Here is a 24,162-nt window from a genome sequence, read left to right as displayed (position 1 = left end):
TGCGGCGCGGCTATGCCGCGCCGCATCTGCATGCCGGGCACCGGGTGCTTTCCCCTGAAGAGATTTTAGCTAATTCTAAGCAACTGCCGCGCTTTTCTAAGACGCTTCTTAGAGAAATGGGCTAGACTTGTGCGAGAACCTTCGTGATATCTGGAAGGAAGCGCGCATGGCTGCCACATCTCCACCTCAGACGCCCAGGCTCAGGCGGCTGCTGAAGAAGCTCTCGGTGTCGGGTTTCGTGCTCTTCACCTTCGTGGCGTACGCGATCCACGAGCGCGTGGCTGGGCCGGCCGGCACGCCCGCCGAAGCCGGACTCGCGCCCACCGCGCTGGCGCCAGCGCGCTCCGCGCCAACAGAAGCCCCGCCGACACGCGCGGCGCCAACAAAAGCCCCGCCAACCGCCGCGCCGGCCACAGCCGCGCCAACCGATGCCCCGCCAACCGCAGCGCCCGCGCAGGCGCTCGGCCCATACAAAGACGGCACGTATGTCGGAACCGAAATAGACGCGTACTACGGCCTGGTGCAGGTTCAGGCCACGATCAAGCAGGGCACGCTCGCCGACGTGCAGTTCCTCGAATACCCCAACGACCGCCGCACCTCCATCCGCATCAACAACATCGCCATGCCGTACCTGCAGCAAGAGGCCATCCAGCTGCAGAGCGCACAGGTCGACGTCATCTCGGGCGCGACGCTCACCAGCGAGGCGTTTATCGAGTCGTTGCAGGGCGCGCTGAATAGCGCCAAAGTGAAGGCCAATGCATGAAGCAGACCCGGCTGATCATGGGGATGCCGGTCAGCGTTGAGGTGGCCGACGCCGCAGTGCCCAACGGCATCTTCGAGCAGGTATTCGCCTTTTTTACGTCGGTCGACGCGGTGTTCAGCACCTACAAGCCCGAGAGCGAGATCAGCCGGATCAATCGCGGCGCGCTTACGCTGGCCGAGGCCAGCCACGACATGCGCACGATCTTCGCGCTGGCCGAGCAGACGCGCCAGGAGACCGGCGGCTACTTCGACATTGCGCGCGGCGGCGCCTACGACCCGTCGGGGATTGTGAAGGGCTGGGCGATCTACCAGGCCGCCCAGATCATGCGGCTGGCCGGCTGCCGCAACTTCTATGTCGACGCCGGGGGCGACATCCAGGCGACTGGCTGTAATCGCCACGGCCAGCCGTGGCGCGTCGGCATTCGCAGCCCGTTCGCCATCAACCAGATCGTGAAGGTGCTGGCCGTGAGCGACCGCGGCGTCGCGACGTCGGGCACCTCGATCCGTGGCGAGCACATCTACAACCCCATGGTCGCCGGCCCGCTGGCGACCGACGCGGTGAGCCTGACGGTGATCGGCCCGAATATCTACGAGGCCGATCGCTTCGCCACCGCCGCTTTCGCCATGGGCGCCGCCGGCATCCTCTTCATCGAGCGGCTCGAAGGCTTCGAGGGCTACCTGATCGACCGGCACGGCCAGGCGACTTTCACCAGCGGCCTAGGGAGGTATATCGACAATGATCGCCTTGACTGACGCGCTGATCAACCGCTTCACCATGTACCGGCTGACGCTCTACTACCTGATCTTCCTGCTCGGCGTGGCGCTGGCGCTCTCGTTCGGCGGCGTGCTGCCCTACGATCCCTTTGCGCTGCTGTTTTCGATCGGCTTTCTGGTGGGCGTCTGCGGCATCGCCAACACGCTGTTCGCCAAAGCCTTCGGCGTGCCGGCCAACAGCGAGTCGGTGTATATCTCGGCGCTGATCCTCGCGCTGATCATCACGCCAATCACGGCCTACCACGATCTGTGGTTTCTGGCGTGGGCCGGCGTGTGGGCCATGGCCTCGAAGTATATGCTGGCGATCCGCCGCCGGCACCTGTTCAACCCGGTGGCGTTTGCCGTGGCGCTGACGGCGCTGACGATCAACCAGACTGCGAGCTGGTGGGTTGGCACGACGCCGATGCTGCCGTTCGTGCTGCTGGGCGGGCTGCTGCTCGCGCGCAAGATCCGCCGAGGCGCGATGATCGCCAGCTTTGCCGTGGTGGTGCTGGCCACCACGGTGCTGGCCGGCCTGCTTGGCCGCGAGGGCGTCGGCGTGGGCCTGCAGAACACGCTGCTGTACTCGCCGATGCTGTTCTTCGGGTTTGTTATTCTGACCGAGCCGCTGACCGCGCCGCCGACGCGCAGGCTGCAGATCGTCTACGGCGCGCTGGTGGGCCTGCTGTTCACGCCGCAGTTCCATATCGGCCGCCTGTACACCTCGCCCGAGGTTGCCATTCTGGTGGGCAACCTGTTTGCATACCTGGCCAGCCCGAAGGGCAAGCTGGTGCTCCAGCTCGCGCGCAAGGTGCAGGTCGCGCCCGACGTGTACGATTTCTTTTTCGTGCCGCAGCGCAAGCTTGCGTTCGTGCCGGGGCAGTACATGGAGTGGACGCTCGGCCACGACGATCCCGACAGCCGCGGCAACCGGCGTTACTTCACGCTGGCGTCGTCGCCCACCGAGAACCACATCCGCCTGGGCGTCAAGTTCTCGCGCGCCTCGAGCAGCTTCAAGCGGGCTATGCTGGCGATGGACGCGCAGACCGAGATCGTGGCCGGGCAGCTCGCGGGCGATTTTGTGCTGCCGCGCGACCGGCAGCAGCAGTGCGTGCTGATCGCCGGCGGCATCGGCATCACGCCGTTCCGCAGCATGATCAAGTACCTGCTCGATACCGGGCAGCGCCGGCCGATCACGCTGTTCTACGCCGGCAAAACCCCCGCCGACCTGGTGTACCGGGAGGTATTCGAGCAGGCGCGGCGCGATCTGGGCATCCGCACGATCTATAGCGTCAGCGAGGCCGGCGATCTGCCGCGCGCGAGCGGCATGGTTGGCCGGATCACGCCGCAGCTGATCCAGCGCGAGGTTCCAAGCTACCGCGAGTGTGTGTTCTATATCTCGGGGCCGCCGGCCATGGTGAATGCGTTTCAGCGCGCGCTTGGCGAGATCGGCATCCGGCCGGGTCAGATCAAGACCGATCTGTTCTCGGGGCTAACCTAGAGGCCGATCGCCTGGAGCCGGGCGGCGACCGCCGCTACCCCGCGCGCCCACGGCCAGCGCTCGGCTTCCTGGCGCGCGGCCTGGCCCAGCGCGCGCCGCCCGGCCTCGTCGCGCGCGGCCTGGCGCAGCAGCTCCACCAGCGCGTCGCCGTCGGGCTCGGCCCACTGCGCGCCGCGGTAGTGCGTGGCCTCGCTGCCGGTGGGCGCCAGGCCGCGCGTTGGCAGCGGGTAGCCATTCCGCGCGTTCAGAAACGTCGTCTGGCCGCTCCAGTCGGTGGCGATCGCCGGCAGGCCGCAGGCCATGGCCTCGAGGACGGGCATGCCCCAGCCTTCGCCGCGCGTCGGCAGCACAAAGCAGTCGGCGCCCTGGTACAGCTCGATCAGCTGCGCGCCGCTCAGCGGCTGGTTGTAGATCAGGCCGACCGGCGGGTGCGGATCGGGCAAGGCGCGCGCCAGCTCGCGCAGCGGGTTTGGCAGCGGCATGCGGCAGTCGATCTTCAGCAGCAGCAGCACGTCGTCGGTGGGGCGGAAGGCCGCGCGCCAGGCGCGCAGCAGCACATCCCAGCCCTTGCGCTCACCCCACTCGAACACCGAGAGAAAGATGGTGCGCTCGCGCAGCCGCGCGCGCGGCTGCGCGGCCGGCCTGAAGCGCGCGGCGTCGACGCCCAGCGGGATCACGTGCACCGGCCGCGCCACGCCGCTCGCGCGAAACACCGCCGCACCCCACTCGGTCGGCGTCCACACCTCGTCCATCTGGTTGGCCTGCTCGACCCAGCTCGCGGGCAAGCGGTCGGTTTCGAGCATGGTAAAGCCGACGCGGTAGCGCCCGCTGTTCTTGCTGAAGCGGTCGCCGGGGGCATACACTACCTGGGGTGCGTCGAGGCGCAGCGGCTGCGCCTGCAGCTCGCGGATGCGCGGGTGCATGCCGCCGGCCTGCACCTGCTCGTCGTAGTCGGTGCCGTACAGGTACAGCGGCCGCACCGCGACGCCCAGAGCGTCGAGCCCGAGCACGTACGCCAGCGATGAGCCGCTGTAGCCGGTGAGCGCGGCAAATGAGGAGTGCCAGGTGAGCATAGCAAAACTCAAAGCTCAGCATTTTAGGGCTTACGCAGTTGGCGTGCTCCGCCGCAGGCTGCAACCTCGTCGCTTTACGAGGCCGAATCACGCAAGCGCGTACCCGAGATTTACCGCTGGGCAAGGTGCTCTTCGATCCGCCGGCGGGCGCTGCGCTCGTCGTCGAGCTGCACCACCAGGCTGTCGACGATCCGCACGAGTGTGGCGTGGGTGGCGCTGATCTCAGCCAGCTCGCGGCCGAGCAGCCACCAGGCCAGCCGGGTGCGCAGCCGCGCCAGCAGCCCGCGCGCCGGCGGCGGCCGCAGCTCCCAGCTGCCGTGCAGCGCGGCTAGCTGGCCAGCCAGGTACGGGTCGCCCAGCGCCACGTTTGTCAGCGTCGGCAGCGCCGCCAGCGGCGACGCGCGCTCGGCCAGCCCGCGCTCGATCGCGCTCAGCAGCGGCTCGTCGCCCTGCGCGGGCGTGATCGTGAACAAGGCCGGGCGTTGGTCGGGCATGGGTGCTCTCGCTGTTGGCCGGGGTGCCGGCCGGGCTACCTGCTGAAAAACGCGCGGTTGGCCTGCACCCAGCGCACCAGCCGCTCGATGCCCTCGGCCACCGCAACCTGCGGCCGCCAGCCGAGCATGGCCTCGGCCCTGCGGATGTCGCTCACATACACCGGCTGGTCGCCGGGCCGCCAGTCGCCGTAGCGCACCGCGATCGGATTGCCGGTGAGGCGCTCGAGCAGCGGGCCGAACTCGGCCCAGATCGACAGCGTGTTGTCGATGCCGCCGCCGACGTTGAAGATCTCGCCGCCGACCTTGTCGATGCGCTCGAGCGCGGCCATGTACGCGGCCACCAGGTCGTCGATATACAGCATATCGCGCACCTGCTTGCCGTCGCCGTAGATCGACAGCGGCCGGCCCATGGTGGCGGCGATCACGAAGTGCGCGGCCCAGCCTTGATCCTCTACGCCAAACTGGCGCGGGCCGTAGATGCAGTTCGAAACCTGCATACCACCGGCGATAAACACGTGGGAATCGTCTTCAACCTCCAGGTCGTAGACATCGGTTTCGCCCAGCTCTTCGATCTGCGCCAGGCTATCCCAGTGCAGCGGGCCATCGGCGTGGTAAAGCTCGCTGGTCGTGTCGAACCACTCCGGCGTTGTGTGCGTCCAGGTCCAGCGCAGCAGCGTGTTCAGGTGCCGGCTGCGCTCAGGGCTGAAGCCATAGCCGATCGCCGCGAGCTTTGGGTAAAGGGCGTAGCCGCCCAGCAGCCGCACCGTCATTTGCACGGTCGTCCCGCGCTTGTAGATCGTCGGCTGGGCCTCGAAGCACGAGGTCTCAATGCCAAACTCGGCCAGCAGGTCGCGCAACTGCTGTAGCCAGCGCCGTCCGCTCGCCAAGAACTCGACATCCTTCGACTGCGCGAACGAAGGCGCGATGTATGAGTCGGCGTACACCCGCCCCAGTTCGGCACCGAAAAAGCCGCGCAGAAACGCGCGCTTGACCAGGCGATGCCCGCCTGAGACCCATGCCGGCAGCTCGTACGCTACTCGCACCTTATCACCTACGGGTACGCCAAGCTGCTCGAACAAGGTGAAAACAGCGATTGTTTGCTGCTGAATACGGTACGAACGGCCTTTGATCACATGGCCGCTCGGCATGGCTGACTCTGATATGCTCTCGATAATGCCGCTAGTCGGCAAGCCCAGCCACTCGAGCCACTGCGCGACCTGTGACAGCTCGTCGGTTAGGCCGTAATGCTGCACATAGTACGAAGGGTTTGTGCGCGAGATGCGTTGGTGCAGCGACAAGTTGCCATCGCCGAATAGGCGGCCGACGATCTCGGCGACTGCTAGTAGCCGATCGCCTCGCAATGGCAGCAGGCGCTCGGCGATTGCGGTAGCCTCGTTCAGGCACCGTGGATCCGAAGTTTTTGCCTGCACTGCCGCGAGATATTCCTCAGCATCCAGCGCAATGTCAGGCACATCTTCCCAGGCTGGGGCGTAGCGTGCCTCGGGCAACACCGCCAGGAAGTCACCATAGGTGAACTGCTGATTGCTGTACAAGCCATGGGGGCGAACCATGCGATGGTCGGGCGTCAGCGTCAGCGCCATGCCGTTCATTGTGGTTAGGCGCCGCACTGGCTTCACTCCCGTCTTCCACACATGCTTCACACGCGTCCAGCCCTGGCCGTTATGCACCACGTCGCCTGCGCGCAGTGCTGCGATCGGCTTGGTGCCAAAGGGCGTGAGCACCGGCTGGTCGGCCGCCAGGCACGACTGGCGGAATACCACGGTCTTCAGGCCATAGATCCGCGCGTAGTCGCGCACGTACTGGTCGGCCGCGCCCTTCGAGCAGCCGTAGGGCGAGTGGAAGTCGAGCAGCTGCGTCTCGGCCACGCCGTAGGGCAGGTCGCGATACATGTAGCGCGTGGCGTGCTGCTCGATCGTCACCGTCTCCATGCCGCCATAGACCTTGTTGGTCGAGGCGAAGAACACGATCGGTGGTCGGCCGGCCAGGCGCGCGGCCTCGAGCACATTCAGGGTGCCAAGCGCGTTCGCTTCGAAATCGCCGCGCGGGTCGGCCACCGAGGTGGTCACGGCCACCTGGCCGGCGAGGTGATATACCACGTCGTGGCCGTCGACGGCCGCGAGCATCGCCTGGGCGTCGCGGATGTCGGCGTGCACAAAGTGCAGCCGCGCGCCGTACTGCTCGCGCAGCCACTCGAGGTTCAGCGAGGTCAGCGGCCGGCTCAGGTTATCGAGCACGGTCACGGCCTCGCCGCGCGCGAGCAGTGCGCTCGCCAGGTTGCAGCCAATAAAGCCCGCCCCGCCGGTGATGAGGTGTTTCATAGTGCCATGCATCCATCTTCTAACTCAACAGCCGCCATAGTATACACCAATCCGGGAGCACGACGCTCGGGCGCCGCGCCCACCATGGCACGCGGCCACGCAGGGCTCTCGGCACACCCCTGGGCGCGGGTTGCGCAGGCCTCCGCCCACGCCGAGGGGGAGAAGGCGCGCACGATGCGCGCCCTACGGGAAAGAATGCCGTACCAGCGTCAACGCCGTATGTTCATGCCCCGGAATGAACCAGCAGATTCTTCTGTGCCACAAGGCAGGCGCCACCAAGGCGCAATAGACACCGGCATCCATTACGGAGCCTGGGGGCAGCCCAGGCCCTGCCTCACCCCGAGAGGGAAAAGGCGCACACGATGCGCGCCCTACGGGAAAGAATGCCGTACCAGCGTCAACGCCGTATGTTCATGCCCCAGAATGAACCAACAGATTCTTCTATGCCACGAGGCAAGCCCTCAGGGCAAAGCATCACGTGCTTCTGCGCCACGAGGCAGGCGCCACTGCCGTTGTCCCAGCGACGGCTTTTTTAGGATCTGGGGCGTAGCTCCCGAAGGCCTTTGGAAAGGCGAGCACGAGGCGCGCACGATGCGCGCCCTACGGGAAAGGCCGTGCCAGCGTCAACGCCGTACGTTCATGCCCCAGAATGAACCAACAGAGTCTTCTATGCCACGAGGCAAGCCCTCAGGGCAAAGCATCACGTGCTTCTGCGCCACCAGGCAGGCGCCACCAAGGCGCAATAGACACCGGCATCCATTACGGGGTCTGGGGCGCAAGCCCCAGCGGCGGGGTGCAGGGGGCTGGCGGCAGCCCCCTGCCGCAGGGCGCGGGGCCGCGCAGGCCCCGGCAGGCACCCAAAGGCGCAGAGCGCCACACAGGGCGCGGGGCCGCGCAGGCCCAGGCAGGCACCCATACGGGGAGGGGCGCGCACCATGCGTGCCCTACGGAGGAGTGCATAGGCCCCGGCGCAGCCGGTTGTCAAGGCCGTGCCGCCGTGCTAGAATAGCCCCGCTCTCGCGCAATAGGAACACCGATGGACGACGCCACCCGCAACCAGACGCTCCAGCGCCTCGACGAGCTGTGGCATATTCGCCAGCCTGCGGCGGCCGGCGCCGAAAGCCTGGCCAGCCGCGCGATCTACCGCCTGCTCGGCGGCATCATCGAGCAGCAGAACGCCTTCAACGCTGCGGTGGTGCACGCCTTCCAGGCGCTCTCGGCCAACGACGACCGCCGCCACAGCGAGCTGCTCGGCCAGCTCCAGGGCCTGCAGGTTCAGCTGGGCGCGCTGGCCCGCCGCGCCGCGCTGATTGAGCAGCACCTCGCCGAGCACGACGACGCCGATACCGCCCTGGCCGCCCGGCTGGTTCAGCTCGAGCAGCAGCTTGCCGAGCACCACGAGGCGCGCCCCGCATGAGCGTCGCGGTGATCATCCCGCTGCATAACGGCGCGGCGTTTGTGCGCCCGTGCCTGCGCGCGCTGCTGGCGCAGCGCGGCGCCGCCTTCGAGGTTTACGCCGTCGACAATGGCTCGTCCGACGACGGCGCGGCGATCGTCGCCGCCGAGTTCCCCCAGGTTCACCTGCTCAGCACCCCCGAGCCGCTCGGCTTCGCCGGCGCGGTCAACCGTGGCATCCGCGCGGCCGCCACCGCCGCGCCCGAGGCGTTTGTGCTGCTAAACCAGGATACCGAGGTTCACCCCGGCTGGCTCGCCGCGTTGCTCGCGCCGCTGTCTGACCCGGCCGTCGGCGTGGTGGGCTGCAAGGCGCTGTTCCCCGACGGCACGATCCAGCACGCTGGCGCCGAGATCCTCTGGCCGCTCGGCTACGGGCGCAACCTTGGCTACGGCCAGCCCGGCGCCGGCCAGCACGATGCCCCGGCCGAGCCTGAGTATGTCGCGTTTGTCGGCGTAGCGCTGCGCCCGGCGATGCTCGATCAGATCGGCCTGCTCGACGAGGGCTTCAACCCGGCCTACTTCGAGGACGCCGACCTGTGCCTGCGCGCCCGCGCGGCCGGCTGGCGGGTGCTCTACACGCCCCAGGCGACTCTGACGCACCACGAGGGCGCGGCCGCCGCCGCCGGCGACTACCGCCACGCCGCGCTGATCGAGCGCAACCGCCTGCGCCTGCTGCTCAAACACGCCTCTGCTGCCGCGCTGCTCGGCGAGTTTCGCGCCGCCGAGCAGCGCCAGCTCGCCGATCGGGTCGAGTCCGGCGGCGCTGGCGTGCTGCGCCGCGCCTACCTCGACGCCCTGCTGATGCTGGCCGAGCTTGCGCCGGCCGCGCCCTGGCGTGGGCAGCGCCAGGAGCTTGCCGGCATGCTGGCCGAGCTGCGTGGCCGTGCGGCTGGCGCCAGCCGCGCGGCCCGCGCCGCCGCCGCAGTGGCGCCCACGCCCGCCGCGCCGCGCCTACAGGCCGACCCGCGCCCGCCCGCGCTGCCGCCGGTGGCGATTATCATCCTTACCTGGAACGGCCTCGCGGTGACGCAGGAGTGCCTGAGCAGCCTGCGCGAGCTGACCAGCGGCGTCGAGTACCAGGTGATCGTGGTCGATAACGGGAGCACCGACGGCACCCGCGAGTATCTGCGTACGCTCGAGTGGGTCACGCTGATCGAGAACGCGACCAACGAGGGCTTCACGAGGGGCAACAACCGCGGCTTCCGCGCCGTGCCGCCCGGCGCCGATGTCTTGATGCTCAACAACGATACCCGCATCATCCATGCCGACTGGCTGGCGCGGCTGCGCGCCACCGCCCACAGCGACGCGCGCTACGGCGTCGTTGGCTGTAAGCTGCTGGCGCCAAGCGGCCGCCTCGCCCACGTCGGCACCTACATGCTCCCCGACGCGCTGTGGGGCTGGCAGGTCGGCGGCGACGAGGAGGATATCGGCCAGTACCCCGGCGTGCGCGAGGTCGAGGGCGTGATCGGCGCGTGCATGTACATCCGCCGCGACGCGCTCGAGGCGATTGGCCCGCTCGACGATCAGTTCTTTTCGTACTACGAGGATACCGACTACTGCCTGCGCGCGACTGCCGCCGGCTACGCGATCGTGTGCGACGGCGATGTGCGCGTGGTTCACTACGAGAATGTCAGCACCAGGCTCAACAACGTCAACTTCTGGAAGATGTACGGCGCGTCGCAGGCGATCTTTCGCGCGAAGTGGGAGGGCTACTACCGCGCCAGGTACCGCCAGCGCCTGCTGTGGCACGCCCAGGTGAGCGCTCCCAGCGGCTACGCCGTGTCGTCGCGCAAGCTCGTGCTGGCGCTCGATGCGCGCGGCGTCGATGTGCGCCTGGCCTTTCTGTACGGCAACGCCTACGCCGAGCCCAGCAGCGGCGACCCGCGGGTCGAGCAGCTGCGCCAGCGCGCCAAAGACACCGCGCTGCCACAGGTGCTGTATGGCCCCGGCGATCTGTTTCACAAAAACAGCGGGCGCTATCGCGTCGGCTATACCATGCTCGAGACCGATGGACTGCCCGATGAGTGGGTGCGCCAGGCCAACCAGATGGACGAGATCTGGGCGCCAAGCCAGTTCAACGCGGCTACCTTCCGCTCCAGCGGCGTGGCCCGGCCGATCTATGTGGTGCCGCTCGGCGTCGATCCGAACTACTTCCACCCCGGCATTGCCGCGCGGCGCATGAGCCAGCGCTACACGTTTCTGTCGGTGTTCGAGTGGGGCGAGCGCAAGGCGCCCGAGCTGCTGCTGCGCGCCTATCACGCCGCCTTCGGCCCGCGCGACGACGTGCTGCTGGTGCTGAAGGTCGATAACCGCGACCCCGATGTGAACGTGGCTCAGCAGATCGACGCGCTGGGCCTGCCCGCCGATGGCCCGCCCGTCGCGCTGCTGCTCAACCACGATCTGCCGGCCTACCAGCTCGGCGGCCTGTATCGCGGCGCCGATTGCTTTGTGCTGCCGACGCGCGGCGAGGGCTGGGGCATGCCCATCCTCGAGGCCATGGCCTGCGGCCTGCCGGCGATCGCCACCGACTGGAGCGCACCAACCGAGTTTATGCGCCCGGAGATCAGCTACCCGCTGCGCGTGCGCGGCCTGGTTCCCGCCGTGGCGCGCAACCCGTACTACGCCGGCTTTTCCTGGGCCGACCCCGACTTCGATCATCTGGTGCATCTGCTGCGCTATGTCTACGACCAGCGCGACGAGGCCCGCGCCGTCGGCGCGCGCGCGGCCGCCGCTGTGGCGCGCGACTGGACGTGGGAGCGCGCCGCCGCGCTGATCAGCGCGCGCCTCGAGGCGTTGGTATTATAAACTAGGACAAACGCAGTTGGCGTGCTCAGCCTTCGGCAGAGCGGTACTGTGCTCCGCGCGGAAAAACCGCATACAGAAGTTGGAGAAGTACCATGCTGCCGCAGGCGCAATCTTGTCGCTTGAGGAAGCCGAACAGCACAAGTGCGTAACTCCTAATAAACATATGGATCCTACAACCATTATTTGGCAATCGCGCTGGGGCCTGCCGATCGGCTACTCGGCCCACTCCGAGGAGCTGGCGCTGGCGCTCGAGGCGCGCGGCGTCACGCTGGCCCACCGGCCCTCGCCCTGGCCTGTGGCCGGCACGATTACGCACCCGGCGCTGCTGGCCGCCGCCGCGCTCCCGCTGCCCGCTGGCGCGCCGCAGGTTAGCTACGACCAAGCCGACCTGTTCTACACCGCGCATCCCGGCTACAAGATCGGCTATACCATGCTCGAGGTCGACGGCCTGCCTGCCGATTGGGTCGCGGCCTGCAATGCCATGGATGAGGTCTGGACGCCGAGCCGCTGGGGCGCCGAGACGTTTCGCGCCGCCGGGGTGCGCCGCCCGATCTACCCGATGCCGCTGGGCTACAACCCCGCGCGCTTCCACCCGGCCCTGCCGGGCCGCCCGCTGCGCGAGCGCTACACGTTTCTGTCGGTGTTCGAGTGGGGCGAGCGCAAGGCGCCTGAGCTGCTGCTGCGCGCCTATAGCGCCGCCTTCGGCCCGCGCGACGACGTGCTGCTGATCGTGCGCACCAACAATTTCGACGGCGATGTCGACGTGGCGCGCCAGATCGCCGCGCTGGGGCTGCCGCGCAATGGCCCGCCCGTGGCGCTGCTGCTCAACCACCACCTGCCCGCCGCCGAGCTGGGCAGCCTGTATCGCAGCGCCGATTGTTTCGTGCTGCCGACGCGCGGCGAGGGCTGGGGCATGCCCATCCTCGAGGCCATGGCCTGCGGTCTGCCGGCGATCGCTACCGATTGGAGCGGCCAGACCGAGTTCTTCGACGAGCAGGTTGGCTTCCCGGTACGCGCGCGCGCGCTGGTGCCGGCCGAGGCTAAGTGCGAGTACTACCACGGCTGGCGCTGGGCCGAGCCCGACTTCGAGCAGCTCGTCGAGCGTATGCGCTATGTGTACCAGCACCGCGACGCGGCTCGCGCCGTGGGTGTGCGCGCCGCCGAGGTTGCCGCCGCGCGCTGGACGTGGGGCCACGCCGCCGAACGGATCGTCGAGCGGCTCGGGGCTATCGGCGTGCAGCAGCGTGGATGATCGCTCTACGAGATCGCGAGCGTAGCAATGCATATTGGCTTCGACATCTCGGTGCTGCGGATCGCGCAGGCTGGCGTGCTCGAGTACACCCGCGCCATCCTGGCCGAGCTGCTGCGCGCCGGGGCACAGCACCGCTGGACGCTGCTCGACATGCTGCCGCTCAATCCTGGCCGCCCTATGCAGGCCGATCCTGGGCTGTTCGACGCGCCGCACGCCCGTGTGGTTCGCGTGGCCGGGCTACAGCGCGGCTACCTGAGCATGCTGCCGTTCGCGCGAGCCGGCCGCGCGCACGCCCTGGCCGAGCGCGCCGACCACGCGCTCGACGCGCCGTGGTCGCTCGCCGCTACCGGCGCGGTAGGCCTCCAGCTGCGCGCCGCGCTCGGCCGCGCCGATGTGTTCCACTGCTCCGACCAGTTCCAGTACCGGCCGCCGCGCGGCGCCGCCGTGCTTACGATCCACGACCTCACCACGCTCTCGCATCCCGAGTGGCATGTGAGCGATAATACCGCGCTGCACAGCGCCAAAGATCAGTTCGCCGCCACGCGCGCTACCCACCTGATCGCGGTGTCGCATGCCACCAGGCGCGACATCGAGCGCTACCTCCATGTGCCCGCCGAGCGCATCAGCGTGGTGTACGAGGCCGCCGGCCCGCAGTTCGCTCCGCGCGCGCCCGCCGAGGTGCAGCCGGCGATCGAGCGCTACGGCCTGCACCCCAACGGCTATATTCTTACCCTCGGCACGATCGAGCCGCGCAAGAACCACGTCCGCCTGATCGAGGCCTACGCCCGGCTGCGCGCTACGCTGGCCGCGCAGGGCCTGGAGGCGCCGCCGCTGGCAATCGCCGGCGGGTACGGCTGGAAGTTCGAGCAGATCCTCGCCGCCCCCGAGCGCGCCGGCGTAGCCGGGTATGTGCTCTGGCTCGGCCGGGTGCCCGCCGCCGAGCTGCCCCTGCTCGTGGCTGGCGCGGCGGCGTTTGTCTACCCCTCGCTCTACGAGGGCTTCGGCTTGCCGGTGCTCGAGGCGCTGGCCAGCGGCGTGCCAACCGTCGCCGCCAACATAAGCTCGCTGCCCGAGGTGCTCGGCGACGCCGGGCTCTACTGCGATCCGCTCGACAGCGCCAGCATCGCCGAGGCGCTGGCACAAATACTGGCCGACGAAGCCACCGCCGCGCGACTGCGCCAGGCCGGCCCTGCCCGCGCCGCGCAGTTCTCGTGGGCGCGCGCGGCCCGCGAGACGCTGCAGGTGTACCAGCACGCCGCCGAGACTGTGCGCCGCGCGTAGCTAGCCGTCTGTTCCTATTTCATAATTAAAACGCTTACACTTTGCAAGCATGGGTGGGTTGCTGCGGGCCGCGCCGGGCGGTACATGAAACAATGGATCCGCCAGGTGCTTAGGCGCGCTACTTAACCACTCTGAAACACACCCGGAGTGTACCCATGCATCGTAAGGCCAAACGTCCGTCTCGCCGTGTAGCAGCGCAGCCAACCCCCGAAGCCACAGCGCCAGCCCCCGAAGCGGCAACGCGAGCCCGCAAAGTCGCTGCGCGAGCCCGCAAAGGCGCCGGAGCAACCTCAGAAACGCTCACGCCTACCTCGGAAGCTGCCGCGCAAACCCGCAAAGGCGCCGCCCCGCCCGCCAAGCGCGCCAAGCCGCGGCAGAACCGCAGGCTGCCGTGGGGCGAGAAGTACAGCACCACCGACTCGATGGAGCAGCGCGCATATACTGCGAGAATGGCGCTCCTCTTTATGCTCGAAAGCGAGCGCCAACGCACGCTGCTTGCCAACTATGGCTACAGCGCCGAGCGCTTGAAGGAAGGCCTCGCTCTTCACCACCATGCCTGGGAGCTGTTCATCGATCAGTCTTCGCAGTATGGCGCGAGCATCGCTGCAATCAATAGGCACCACGCCGCCCAGGCATCTGCTCGCAGTATATTCGCGCAGCACCGCGCGATTGCGCAGGTCGCGCTGCGCGGCGAGCGCGCGCTCGCCCAGGCGCTTGGCCTCGGCGAACAATGCCCACGCGCGCAGACCGCCTGGCAGCACTATGCCGAGCAATTCTACGCCAATGCGCTGAACGATGAGGCGATCCTGGCGCACCTAACGGCCTACGGCGTCAACGCCGAGCAGATCGCCGTAGGGCAGCGCCAGCTGGCCGCCGTGTCGATACGCTGCGGGCGCGCCAGCAGCAGCATGCCCGTGCTGTGGCGGCCACGCGCGCGCGTAACCAGGCGTTTGTGGCCCTCGACGCCTGGATGCGCGACTTTCAAACGATCGTGAGCCTGATTCCTCGTTAGCTGTTCACCTGGGCGCGCAGCCTGCCCGCCAGCGCCGCGCCCAGGTGAGCATTTGATCACACTTTCGCCAGCCGCGCTGGCGCGGTGGCTGCGCTGCCCGGCGTGCCGCTGCCGCGCCAGCGCGTGCGAAGCGTCAGGCAGCCACGGCGCGCGTCCACAGCGCTGCGTCAACTATCGTGCCTCAGAGCGTCGGCCTTCGGCGGCCACCCCCGGATGCTATAATGAACACATTGGTTCGCCGCACGACATCGCCGCAGTACAACAGCGAAGGAGCACACACCACTATGGCTCAATTTCGCCTCCGTAGGGCATTTCCCCTGCTGACACTGGCACTGGCACTGGCTTCCTCGGCTCTGTCGAACTCCAGCACGCTCGCGGCACCCGCCATCGCCGCCGCGCCCACCGTACACCCAGGCTTTCCCGTCTCGCTGAATGGCGCGCCTGTGCGCTTCGGCTCGGTCGCGCTTGGCGATGTGAACGGCGACGGCGTGAGCGATATCGTCGTCGGCGCGAGCGACGGCAAGGTGCACGCCTACACCGGCAGTGGCGCCAAGCTGTGGGAGTACGACACCGGCAATATGGCGATCGAAAGCAAGCCCGCCATCGCCGACCTCGACGGCGACGGCACGAACGAGGTCGTTGTCAGCGCCGGCAGCACCTTCACTGCCCAGAACAGCGGCGCGGGCGTGTATGTGCTGCGCAGCAACGGCACGCTGCGCTGCGCCTTCACCGCCACCAACGACTTCGACGGCAACAAGGTGCCCGATGGCGTCTACTCCTCGCCCGCAGTCGCCGACCTGAACGGCGACGGGCAGAAGGAGATCATCTTCGGCGGCTTCGACGCGCAGGTGCGAATCATGAACAACAACTGCGTCGTCACCAAGGGCCGCTTTGTGTTCGATACGATCTGGTCGTCGCCCGCGATCGCCGATATCAACGGCGACGGCGCGCCCGAGATCATCATCGGCGTCGACTCGCACGTCGACCCCGGCAAGAAAACCCTCGACGGCGGCATCCTGCACGTCTACGACAGCAACCTGATCGACATCGCCGGCTTCCCCAAGCAGATCGACGAGGTGATCTGGTCGTCGCCGGCCATTGGCGACATCAACGGCGACGGCAAGCTCGATATCGTGGTGGGCACCGGGCGCTGCTACAACGGCGTGGCCGCCTGCGCGCCAGGCGGGCGCGTGCACGCGGGCGCAGGCGAGTATATCAACGCCTGGGACGCGAGCGGCAATGCGCTGCCCGGCTGGCCGCGCGCGATTCCAGGCCAGTACGCCTTCGCCTCGCCCGCGCTGGCGAACATGGACGGCGACCCCGAGCCTGAGGTGATCGTCAATACCGCCGAAGTAAAGGATGGCCTCAGCACGCCGCCCGATGGCTGGGTGCACGTGTTCAACGGCAATGGCTCCGAGCTGGCCGGCTGGCCGAAGAAGCCGCTGATCCCGGCCGGCGCCAGCGGCACCATCAGCTGGAGCACCAACGCCTCGCCGGTGGTGGCCGATGTCGATGGCGACGGCAGCCCCGAGGTGTTCGTGCCCTCGAACTTCGACATTGTGGCCTGGAACAAGGCCGGCGGCCAGCTTACGCGCACCACCATCCCGCCGCAAAATGGCCAGTGGGCGCTCAACACCGAGTTCAGCGTCAACGGCGCTGCGGCGGTCGGCGATATCGACGGCGACGGCAAGCTCGAGCTGGTGGCGGCCGGCGCGCGCGGCAACCAGAGCACCGGCGGCCTGTATGCCTGGGATTTCGACGGCGCCGCGAGCCAGTCGGCGCAGCCGTGGCCGGCCTTGCGGCGCAGCGCGAACAACAACGCGCTGCTGCTCGCATCGGGCCTGCACGCCTCGAGCAGCAGCGTATCGCTGCTGGTGCAAGCCAACACCAGCCGCACGCTCGCGCTCGGCATCAGCGACCTGGCCGGCGGCGCGATCGCCTGGAGCGCCAGCGACGATCAGCCCTGGCTCGCCGCCAGCCCCGGCAGCGGCAGCACGCCCGGCAGCATTACGCTGACGCTCGACGCGGCCGGCAAGGCGCCGGGCAGCTACGATGGCACCGTCACGCTGAGCTCGGCGGTCAACAACCTGTCGATCAGCGTGCATATGCTAGTGGCTGCACAGGTACACGACATGTTGGTGCCGGTGGCGCGCCGCTAAGCAGCTTCCGTCTGCGCGCTTTCTGTTGCCTGCGGCAGCATGGCATTCAGCCATCTTTCTCTGACTTCGGCTTGGTGGGGGTTTGGGGGCGGCGAAGCCGCCCCCGAATTTCTGATTGTGTTACACTACGTGGCGAAGCCACGTAGTGTAACACAATCTATGAGGTTTGGAGGGTCGCAGGCCCTCCAAAGGTTTGCGTTTTTCGCGCTGTGGCAGAGCCGCCGCTCTGCCGCAGCGCGAAAGAGCACCTGGCAAAAACTGCGCTATAATGCGCGCGGCGCAGCCACAGCAGCGAGGAGTTTATGGCGATCATCTGGGTCGAGCCCGAGGGGCACAGCGTCTTCGCGGCGCTCGAAGCTGTCGAGCGCGCGGTCGATCAGCACCAGCGCGTCGCGCAGCTCGACGAGCGCTTCATGGCCGATACCTACCTGGCCGAGAATGTCGCGCAGATGCACGCTACCTGGTCGCTCGACCTGGGGCGCGTGGTTGCGCGCGCGGGCGCGCTTGGCCGCGCCTTCGAGCTGGGCCAGCGCGCCGCGCGCAAGCTCACGTGGTGGTACCAGCTGCCGCAGCTGCAGCAGGCCAGCGAGTTTCACGGCGCGGCAGTGCGCGTGTCCGAGGCGATCGTCACGCACCTGCACCACCTCACCAGCCGCGTTCAGTCGCTCGAGGCTATGCACAGCGAGCAGCGTCTGCGCTCGATCGAGGGCCAGCTCAAGGCCCTGCGCGACGAGCAGCGCCAGCTGCGCGCCCGCGTCGCCGAGCTTGAAGCCCGTCTCGCCGAGTCTGGCCGGCCGCCCGCCGAGCGCTAACATTTCCAGGCTGCGGCGGGCGCCGCGCTGTGGTGATGCAAAAGACCGCTGTGCCAGCCTCAGCCACATTCGGCTATGCCTCAGGGCAGCCCGATACGCCTCTCTGTGCCGCGCGGCGTGCCGGCCGCGCCTTCACACCTACTCATCCTGCGGCGCGTCGGGGTCGTGCAGCCGGTACATCAGCCGCAGCGCTGCCGCGTTGAACGAGCGCTGCTGCGCCAGCAGCGGCGCCAGCCCGCGCCGGATCAGGCGTACCGCCAGGCCGCGCAGCCCCGCCGGCGCTGGCGCATCCAGCCGCCAGCTCGCCTCCATCTGCTGTATCAGCTCGCGCTGCTGCTCGCTCATTGGCATGCTCCTCGCTATCGCGGCGCGCGCGGGTTCGGCGTGCCGCACCACTTCGCCGCGCCCGGCGCGCTGCACCCACGCGGCCAGCGGCGCCAGCACGTGCTCCCAGGCAAACTGCTGGGCTAGCGCGCGCGCGGCCACGCCGCACGCGGCCAGCCTGGCCGCGTCTCCCAGCAGCGCGTCGATCGCCTCGGCGGTGGCAGCCGCGTCGCTGGGCGGCACCACCGCGCCCAGGCCGTGCGCGCGCACCAGCTCGGCGGCGGCATCGCCGTCGCTCACCAGGCTGGGCAGCCCCGCCCACAGGTGATCGAGAAAGCGCGAGCGCACGGCGGCGTAGGCGGTCTCCAGGTGGTTGCGGTGCAGCGAGACGGCGATCGTCGCGTCGAGCAGCACATCAGCGCGGCGCTCGTAGGGCACCCACTCGTCGTAGAAGAACACGTGGCGGCCGAGCAGCCCGCGCGCCTCGGCCAGGGCGCGCGCCTGCTCGGGCATGCGCATCGCTGCGGCGGCGCCGGGGTGCCTGCCCGCCAGAAACACCAGCCGGGCGCGCGGCTGGCGTGCGATCAGCGCCGGCATCGCCTCGATCAGCGTCAGCGGGTCGAGCCAGTCCCACAGCCCGCCCGTCCACAGCAGCAGCGGGTCGTCGGCGGCGATGCCCGGCAGCACGCCGCGCAGCGCCGAAGCCCGCCGCTGCGGCGGGGTTGGGTCGAGGCCGAATGGCGCGACGTCGAGCAGTGCGCGCGCGGTAGGGTCGGCGTCGATCTGGCCTGGCGTGAGCCGGCCGGCCAGCATCAGCGCGCCAAGGTACAGGTCGCGCTGGCGCTCGGTGGCGCACACGAAGAAGTCGCCGGCCGCCAGCTGGCGCGCCAGCAGCTGGCCGTCGGCGGCGGCGCGCGCCGCGCGCGCCTCGGCGGGCGCCGCGCGCAGCAGCTCGAGGTTTTCGAGCAACACCGGGTCGTACAGGTCGAGCGCCAGCGGCTGTGCGATCGTCGCCAGCTCGGGGTGGGCTTCCAGCACGAACCCATTCGCCACCACCAGGTCGGCCGCAGCCAGCCACCGCGCCAGCGTAGCCGCGTCGCCCCAGGTGTAGCCGCCGGCACGAAACCCATCGGGCGCCAGATCGATCGCGCCGGGGGCGATCAGCGTCAGGTCGCCCAGGCGCGCGAGCGCGCGCGCGATCTGCCAGGCGCGGATGCCCGTCCCGGCCATGCGCTGGCCGACTACGTCGTGGCTGATGATCAGAATGCGCGGAGGCGCGGCTTGGCTCATTGCTCGTCGGCGCTCTATTCTATGTAGGATTTACGCAGCTGGCGCTCTCAGCCTTCGGCAGAGTGGTACTCTCTTCGTGTATTGTATGCGGTTTTCCCGCGCGGAGCGCGGAAACACCGCATACGGAGCTGCCGCAGGCTGCCATCTCGCCGCTCGAGGAAGCCAATAGCGCAAGTGCGTAACTCTACGATAATCGGGCGGTGCGTCGCGCGAATGGTACAGCCGTTTGAGGGTGCCGTCAAAGCGTGGGCGCTTTGGCGCCGCTGCAGCCGTTTGGCTTGTGCGTCAATCCTTGTTGCTTCTATGGTATACTCTGTAACCCTGTAGTGTATGCGGCCGTCTGCCGCATCGCGCACGGCAGGTTCCCACGATACGCATACGCAAGTAGCGAGCCGGATGGCGTGATTTTCATCGTGCCAGATCGCGCCTATTCGCCGACGTCAAACGGTAACTGTGCAAACAGTGCGCGCCTGGCCTGGCCGGCGCGTGGGCCACGGGCGCGCCGAGCGTGGGGTTGTGGCACGATGGCCTATCCCCGGCGCCGCTCGAAGGGCTTTGCACCCGAGAAGATAGATGCTCTGGTTTCTGCTTGCGGCTCTCGCGCCCGCGCTCTGGGCGCTGAGCAATCACATCGATAAATACCTGCTCGGCCAGCGCCGCAGTGTGGGCACGCTGATGATCTACTCGGCTGCCGTCGGGGTGGTGCTGCTGCCGATCATTGCGCTTGTGCAGCCGCATGTGCTGAGCATCACGCCGCTGCACGCCGCGATCGTGCTGGTGAATGGCGTGCTGTATGTGCTCAGCCTGCTGCCGTACTACTACGCGCTTCAGCGCGACGAAACGTCGCTGGTGGTGCCGCTGTTTCAAACCACCGCGATCTTCAGCTATGTGCTCGGGCTGGTGTTTCTCGGCGAGCAGCTCAGCCTGCCGCAGCTTGGCGCCGCGCTGCTGATCATTCTCGGCGCCGTGGTGGTGGCGCTCGAGCGCGGCCGCCAGCGGCCGCGCGTGAAGGCCGACGTGCTTGGCCTGATGTTGCTGGCGGCGCTGCTGAATGCGTTCAACTGGTTTTTGTTCAAATACGTCGCCATCCAGGAAGATTTTTGGGTGTCGAGCTTCTGGGAGTACACCGGATTTGCGCTGGTGGGCGCGTGCCTGCTGTTTGGCGTGCGGCAGTATCGCGAGGAAGTGCGCGCCTCGCTGCGCGACGGCGGCTGGCGGTTGGTGCGCCTGGTCTCGCTGAATGAGGCGATCGGCGTCAGCGCGAAAATGGCCACCAACCTTGCGTCGCTGCTGGCGCCACTGGCGCTGATCGCCACCGTGCATAGTCTTCAGCCGTTGTTTGCATTTGCCTATGCGGTTCTGCTTACGCGCTATGCCCCGCGCTATGGCCACGAGCAGCTGAGCCGGGCGATTATCGCGCAGCGCCTGCTGGCGATCTGCCTGATCGTCGCCGGAACCTGGGCGCTCTCGGCGTGAGCCGCTGCGGTAGAGGGAGGTATTGGTGCAGATTGGTCTGTTGTTCGAGCGTAAAGCCGATTACCAGTTTCTCGAAGGCGATCCGTCCGACTGCAACTCAGAGCTACTATCGGCAAAAGAAGAGCGCGAGCTGATCGATGGCCTTGAGGCCGCCGGCTACAGGGTTATTCCGATAGGCGACACCACCGCGCTGCTCGCTCGGCTCGATTACTGGCGCCAGCACTGCGATCTGGTGCTGAACCGCTCGGTTGGCTACCGCGGCGCCGAGCGCAAGAGCTTCGCACCGGCCATCCTCGAGGCTGCCGGCATCCCGTATATCGGCTCGACCCCGTATGTGCTTAGCCTGACGCGCAATAAGTACCACGCCAAGCTGGTGGCCCGCGATGCCGGCCTGCCGACGCCACGCGCGGCGCTGGTGGCACCCGGCATCGAGACGCGGCTCGACGGATTGCCCTACCCGGCGATCGTCAAGCCGGTGGCCGAAAGTTCGAGCATTGGCATCGAGCAGGGCAAGGCGGTGGTGGCATCGCCGGCGGCCGCGCGCGAGCGCGCCGAGCTGCTAGTGCGGCGCTACGCCCAGCCCGCCCTCGTCGAAACCTTTGTCGATGGCATCGAGCTTGAGGTGCCTATCCTTGTCGACCCTGAGCCGCGCGTGCTGGGCATTCTGGCGGTAACCGTCAACGGCAGGCTGCCCGATGGCTCGCACTACCTCGCTACCGAGGAAGTCTACAACGACGGCTACGACTACGCCGACCCGCCCGAGCACATCGATCGCGCGTATGTCGCCGATCTGGCGCTGCGCGGCGCGCGCGCGCTAGGCATCCGCGATTACGGCAGGCTCGATTTTCGCGTCGATGCCGACGGCACGCCCTGGTTTATCGAGGCCAGCACGCACCCGCACATCCAGCAGCTTTCCAGCTTCTACCGCCTCGCACAGCGCCAGGGCCTCAGCTACCCGGCCATGCTCGATATGCTCGTGCAGAGCGCGGCCCGTCGCTACGGAGTATGATCATAATCTCATATTGAAGCGTTAATAGCCGCTTGCACTATGCTCTTGTCGTATGTTATGCTATTCTTCCAGGCAGCCTGTATCGGCTAGCCCGCGCCGATATTGGTGCGCGCTAGCACGGCAGCTATATTCACACTGCATGTGCCGGCTGGTTTGATATACCCGTGCCAAGCTGGCTAGCCAGAGTTACAGTGGCTACGGCGACGGTTTACGTCTATGCTTAACCCAACCGAGTCGAACCAGCGCGTTGGCCTGCGTCCGCGCGTCGACGCTATATCCGAGCAGCGGCTCTTTGGGCAGAAGCGCTTTGTGGCTCTGCGCTTCAAGATCCTGTTCCTGCTCGGCGTTGGCCTGCTTGGCCTGCTGGTTGCGCTCGCGTTGCCACTGCGGCTGCTGATCCTCGAAAGCTATGTCACCCTCGAGCAGCAGACGCTGCGCACCGAGCTTGGCCGCGCCCACGATGCCTTTAAGATTGCCGTGACCAAGCTCGACCACTCGGCCACTGGCTATGCGACGTGGGACAATAGCTATGCGTTCGTGCAGGATCACAACGAGAACTTTCTGAACGTCGACCTCGCCGACCCTTCGTTTCCTGCCGAAGACATGAACCTGCTGCTGATCGTCGATACCAACGGCCAGCTGGTCGGCGGCAAGGCCTACGATCTGGCGAATGGCCGCGCAATGCCCATCCCAGGCTACTTCCGCCAGCCCACCGTGACGCAGAGCGCGCTGTTCAAGCATAACGCCCTCGATAGCGCGATCAACGGCTTTGTGCTGCTGCCCGAGGGGCCAATGCTGGTGGCCTCGCGCCCGATCCTCACCAGCGATGGCCACGGCCCGATCCGCGGCGCGCTGCTGATTGGCCGCTTTCTCGACGCCGGGCTGGTGCGGCAGCTCGCCGATACCACCCACCTCCAGCTCAATATTGTGAAGCTCGACGATGCGCAGCTGATCAGCGAGGCCAGCGAGCTTAGCAAGAACCAGCCCGAGCAGATCCACGCGCTCTCGACGCAGTCGATCATCGGCTATTCGCTGCTCTCGGATGTGTACGGCCAGCCCAACCTGGCTATCCGCGTCGAGATGCCGCGCAATATCTATAGCCAGGGCGTGTCGACGGTGAACTACTTCGTGATCGCGCTGATCGTGGTGGTGGTGGTGAGCTGCGGCGCCGGTATGCTGGGCTTCGAGCGCCTGGTGATCAGCCGCGTGTCGAAGCTCGACGCGCGCGCCCACGCGATCGGCGCCAGCGGCGACCTCTCGCTGCGCATGGAGACGCAGGGCAACGACGAGCTGACGCGCCTGTCGTACTCGATCAACACCATGCTGACCGACCTCGAGCGCGCCCAGGTGCGGCGCCGCCAGGCCGACGAGCTGCGCGCCCAGACGCAAGAAGAGCTGCTGCGCTCGCGCGAGCAGTTCAGCCAGATGCTGGTGCACGATCTCAAGACGCCGCTCACCGCCGTGCTGGGCTACCTCGATATTCTGCTGATGACTGAGCTGAGCGAAGATCAGCAGTCGGTGGTGGCCGGCGCCCAGCTTGGTGCCAAGAGCGGCCTGATGCTGGTGTCGCAGATCCTCGATGTGGCGCGACTGAGCGAGGGCCGCCTCGAGATCCGCCGCGAGCCGGCCGATATTATGCAGATGCTCAACACCTGCGCCGAAGAGCTGCGCTCGTGGGTCGAGCTCGAGCAAAAGAAGATTGACGTGGCGCCGAGTCCGGCTTTTCCGCCGCTGCTCGTCGATATTAGCTTGCTCCAGCGCGTGATCAACAACCTTGTGTCGAATGCGGTGAAGCATACGCCCGTCGGCACGCTGATTACCCTTGGCACCCGCCACACCGAGGCCAACGTTCAGATTATCGTCCACGATAATGGCCCCGGCATCGCGCCCGAGCGCCTGCCACACCTGTTCGAGCGCTTTAGCGTCACCAGCCCCGATGGCACCCGCCAGAGCAATACCGGCCTGGGCCTGGCGTTCTGCAAGCTTGCCGTCGAGGCCCACGGCGGCACGATCACCGTGCTAAGCTCGCCGGGCAATGGCTCTACCTTTGTGATCGCTTTCCCACTCGACGCGATCGCCTACGCCAGCGACTAGTGGCATTCCTCTTGGTAGCTTTCTTTGTGCGATAGCCTGCCCGCCAAAGCCGGGCAGGCTATCGCACAAAGAAATTTCGGGGGCGGCGAAGCCACCCCCGAACCCCACTGTCTAGGGCTCGTACAACCTTGGCCCTCACCCCCTTACCTCCCTCTCCCGCGCAGCGGGGAGGGGGTAGGGCGAGGGGTCGACAGACGTTGCACGAGCCCTGCCCCACTGTCAAACCCACTTGCCGAAATAGCCATCTTTCGGTATTATTAGCACTGTCGTT

General features: G+C 67.6%; 17 protein-coding genes. 13 read left to right on the top strand and 4 right to left on the bottom strand.

Annotated elements, in window-relative coordinates:
- Positions 1–166: 166 nt before the first annotated feature.
- The 3 genes from U0177_RS11720 to U0177_RS11710 are packed head-to-tail and all read left to right on the top strand — an operon-like array spanning position 167 to position 3,016.
- On the top strand, positions 167–763 hold the full coding sequence (locus tag U0177_RS11720; RefSeq protein WP_409570814.1) for an FMN-binding protein: 597 nt from the start codon (positions 167–169) through the stop codon (positions 761–763).
- Positions 760–1,515 carry an FAD:protein FMN transferase gene (locus tag U0177_RS11715; protein ID WP_409570813.1) on the top strand — a complete coding sequence of 252 codons (756 nt, stop codon included), beginning with the start codon at positions 760–762 and terminating at the stop codon, positions 1,513–1,515. The genes U0177_RS11720 and U0177_RS11715 overlap by 4 nt, the downstream gene beginning before the upstream one ends.
- Entirely contained in the window at positions 1,499–3,016 is a 1,518-nt protein-coding gene (locus U0177_RS11710) for an oxidoreductase (protein ID WP_409570812.1), read from the top strand. Before U0177_RS11715 ends, U0177_RS11710 begins: the two co-directional genes overlap by 17 nt.
- Here U0177_RS11710 and U0177_RS11705 read toward each other — a convergent pair.
- The 3 genes from U0177_RS11705 to U0177_RS11695 all read right to left on the bottom strand — a co-directional run bounded on the left by U0177_RS11705 (position 3,013) and on the right by U0177_RS11695 (position 6,922).
- Positions 3,013–4,089, bottom strand: coding sequence for a glycosyltransferase (locus U0177_RS11705; RefSeq protein ID WP_409570811.1), 1,077 nt, complete (start codon positions 4,087–4,089; stop codon positions 3,013–3,015). The genes U0177_RS11710 and U0177_RS11705 overlap by 4 nt on opposite strands.
- A 110-nt stretch (positions 4,090–4,199) precedes the next feature.
- Positions 4,200–4,583, bottom strand: a complete 384-nt coding sequence (locus U0177_RS11700; protein ID WP_409570810.1) for a hypothetical protein — start codon at positions 4,581–4,583, stop codon at positions 4,200–4,202.
- Between the two features lie 35 nt (positions 4,584–4,618).
- Positions 4,619–6,922, bottom strand: a complete 2,304-nt coding sequence (locus tag U0177_RS11695) for a GDP-mannose 4,6-dehydratase (protein WP_409570809.1) — start codon at positions 6,920–6,922, stop codon at positions 4,619–4,621.
- Between the two features lie 1,036 nt (positions 6,923–7,958).
- On the opposite strand from U0177_RS11695, the gene U0177_RS11690 reads away from it, so the two are divergent.
- The 7 genes from U0177_RS11690 (at position 7,959) to U0177_RS11660 (ending at position 17,698) form a co-directional block, all read left to right on the top strand.
- Entirely contained in the window at positions 7,959–8,339 is a 381-nt protein-coding gene (locus tag U0177_RS11690) for a hypothetical protein (RefSeq protein WP_409570808.1), read from the top strand.
- Positions 8,336–11,182, top strand: coding sequence for a glycosyltransferase (locus U0177_RS11685; RefSeq protein ID WP_409570807.1), 2,847 nt, complete (start codon positions 8,336–8,338; stop codon positions 11,180–11,182). The genes U0177_RS11690 and U0177_RS11685 overlap by 4 nt, the downstream gene beginning before the upstream one ends.
- A gap of 163 nt (positions 11,183–11,345) precedes the next feature.
- Complete coding sequence (locus U0177_RS11680; protein ID WP_409570806.1) at positions 11,346–12,434, top strand: glycosyltransferase; 1,089 nt, start codon at positions 11,346–11,348, stop codon at positions 12,432–12,434.
- A 27-nt stretch (positions 12,435–12,461) separates the two neighbouring features.
- On the top strand, positions 12,462–13,715 hold the full coding sequence (locus U0177_RS11675) for a glycosyltransferase family 4 protein (RefSeq protein ID WP_409570805.1): 1,254 nt from the start codon (positions 12,462–12,464) through the stop codon (positions 13,713–13,715).
- A gap of 464 nt (positions 13,716–14,179) precedes the next feature.
- Positions 14,180–14,710, top strand: coding sequence for a hypothetical protein (locus U0177_RS11670; RefSeq protein ID WP_409570804.1), 531 nt, complete (start codon positions 14,180–14,182; stop codon positions 14,708–14,710).
- 301 nt (positions 14,711–15,011) lie between these two features.
- Positions 15,012–16,886 (top strand): FG-GAP-like repeat-containing protein, encoded by a 1,875-nt coding sequence (locus tag U0177_RS11665; protein WP_409570803.1) that lies wholly within the window; start codon positions 15,012–15,014, stop codon positions 16,884–16,886.
- Positions 16,887–17,188: 302 nt separating this feature from the next.
- Complete coding sequence (locus U0177_RS11660; protein ID WP_409570802.1) at positions 17,189–17,698, top strand: hypothetical protein; 510 nt, start codon at positions 17,189–17,191, stop codon at positions 17,696–17,698.
- A 138-nt stretch (positions 17,699–17,836) separates the two neighbouring features.
- Here the strand turns inward: U0177_RS11660 and U0177_RS11655 are convergent, their stop codons facing one another.
- Positions 17,837–19,312: a glycosyltransferase family 4 protein gene (locus U0177_RS11655; protein ID WP_409570801.1), complete on the bottom strand. Its 1,476-nt coding sequence runs from the start codon at positions 19,310–19,312 to the stop codon at positions 17,837–17,839.
- Between the two features lie 573 nt (positions 19,313–19,885).
- On the opposite strand from U0177_RS11655, the gene U0177_RS11650 reads away from it, so the two are divergent.
- The 3 genes from U0177_RS11650 (at position 19,886) to U0177_RS11640 (ending at position 23,891) form a co-directional block, all read left to right on the top strand.
- On the top strand, positions 19,886–20,788 hold the full coding sequence (locus U0177_RS11650; protein ID WP_409570800.1) for an EamA family transporter: 903 nt from the start codon (positions 19,886–19,888) through the stop codon (positions 20,786–20,788).
- A gap of 25 nt (positions 20,789–20,813) precedes the next feature.
- The gene (locus tag U0177_RS11645) at positions 20,814–21,797 is read left to right on the top strand and encodes a hypothetical protein (protein WP_409570799.1); all 984 of its coding nucleotides are present in this window, start codon (positions 20,814–20,816) and stop codon (positions 21,795–21,797) included.
- Between the two features lie 216 nt (positions 21,798–22,013).
- Complete coding sequence (locus U0177_RS11640) at positions 22,014–23,891, top strand: CHASE4 domain-containing protein (RefSeq protein WP_409570798.1); 1,878 nt, start codon at positions 22,014–22,016, stop codon at positions 23,889–23,891.
- Positions 23,892–24,162 lie beyond the last annotated feature (271 nt).

The organism is Kouleothrix sp., from assembly GCF_046328425.1.
Classification (GTDB): Bacteria; Chloroflexota; Chloroflexia; order Chloroflexales; family Roseiflexaceae; genus Kouleothrix.
Note: the sequence above shows the minus strand (reverse complement) of the source record. Positions and strands in the feature narration are given on the sequence as shown.

What these genes read in the sequence shown, in the direction of transcription:
- U0177_RS11660 (WP_409570802.1), top strand. Translation starts at nt 17,189, where the DNA reads ATGGCGATCATCTGGGTCGAGCCCGAGGGGCACAGCGTCTTCGCGGCG.
- U0177_RS11695 (WP_409570809.1), bottom strand. Translation starts at nt 6,922, where the DNA reads ATGAAACACCTCATCACCGGCGGGGCGGGCTTTATTGGCTGCAACCTG.
- U0177_RS11705 (WP_409570811.1), bottom strand. Translation starts at nt 4,089, where the DNA reads ATGCTCACCTGGCACTCCTCATTTGCCGCGCTCACCGGCTACAGCGGC.
- U0177_RS11655 (WP_409570801.1), bottom strand. Translation starts at nt 19,312, where the DNA reads ATGAGCCAAGCCGCGCCTCCGCGCATTCTGATCATCAGCCACGACGTA.
- U0177_RS11710 (WP_409570812.1), top strand. Translation starts at nt 1,499, where the DNA reads ATGATCGCCTTGACTGACGCGCTGATCAACCGCTTCACCATGTACCGG.
- U0177_RS11690 (WP_409570808.1), top strand. Translation starts at nt 7,959, where the DNA reads ATGGACGACGCCACCCGCAACCAGACGCTCCAGCGCCTCGACGAGCTG.
- U0177_RS11650 (WP_409570800.1), top strand. Translation starts at nt 19,886, where the DNA reads ATGCTCTGGTTTCTGCTTGCGGCTCTCGCGCCCGCGCTCTGGGCGCTG.
- U0177_RS11640 (WP_409570798.1), top strand. Translation starts at nt 22,014, where the DNA reads ATGCTTAACCCAACCGAGTCGAACCAGCGCGTTGGCCTGCGTCCGCGC.
- U0177_RS11665 (WP_409570803.1), top strand. Translation starts at nt 15,012, where the DNA reads ATGGCTCAATTTCGCCTCCGTAGGGCATTTCCCCTGCTGACACTGGCA.
- U0177_RS11700 (WP_409570810.1), bottom strand. Translation starts at nt 4,583, where the DNA reads ATGCCCGACCAACGCCCGGCCTTGTTCACGATCACGCCCGCGCAGGGC.
- U0177_RS11685 (WP_409570807.1), top strand. Translation starts at nt 8,336, where the DNA reads ATGAGCGTCGCGGTGATCATCCCGCTGCATAACGGCGCGGCGTTTGTG.
- U0177_RS11720 (WP_409570814.1), top strand. Translation starts at nt 167, where the DNA reads ATGGCTGCCACATCTCCACCTCAGACGCCCAGGCTCAGGCGGCTGCTG.
- U0177_RS11670 (WP_409570804.1), top strand. Translation starts at nt 14,180, where the DNA reads ATGCTCGAAAGCGAGCGCCAACGCACGCTGCTTGCCAACTATGGCTAC.
- U0177_RS11715 (WP_409570813.1), top strand. Translation starts at nt 760, where the DNA reads ATGAAGCAGACCCGGCTGATCATGGGGATGCCGGTCAGCGTTGAGGTG.
- U0177_RS11675 (WP_409570805.1), top strand. Translation starts at nt 12,462, where the DNA reads ATGCATATTGGCTTCGACATCTCGGTGCTGCGGATCGCGCAGGCTGGC.
- U0177_RS11680 (WP_409570806.1), top strand. Translation starts at nt 11,346, where the DNA reads ATGGATCCTACAACCATTATTTGGCAATCGCGCTGGGGCCTGCCGATC.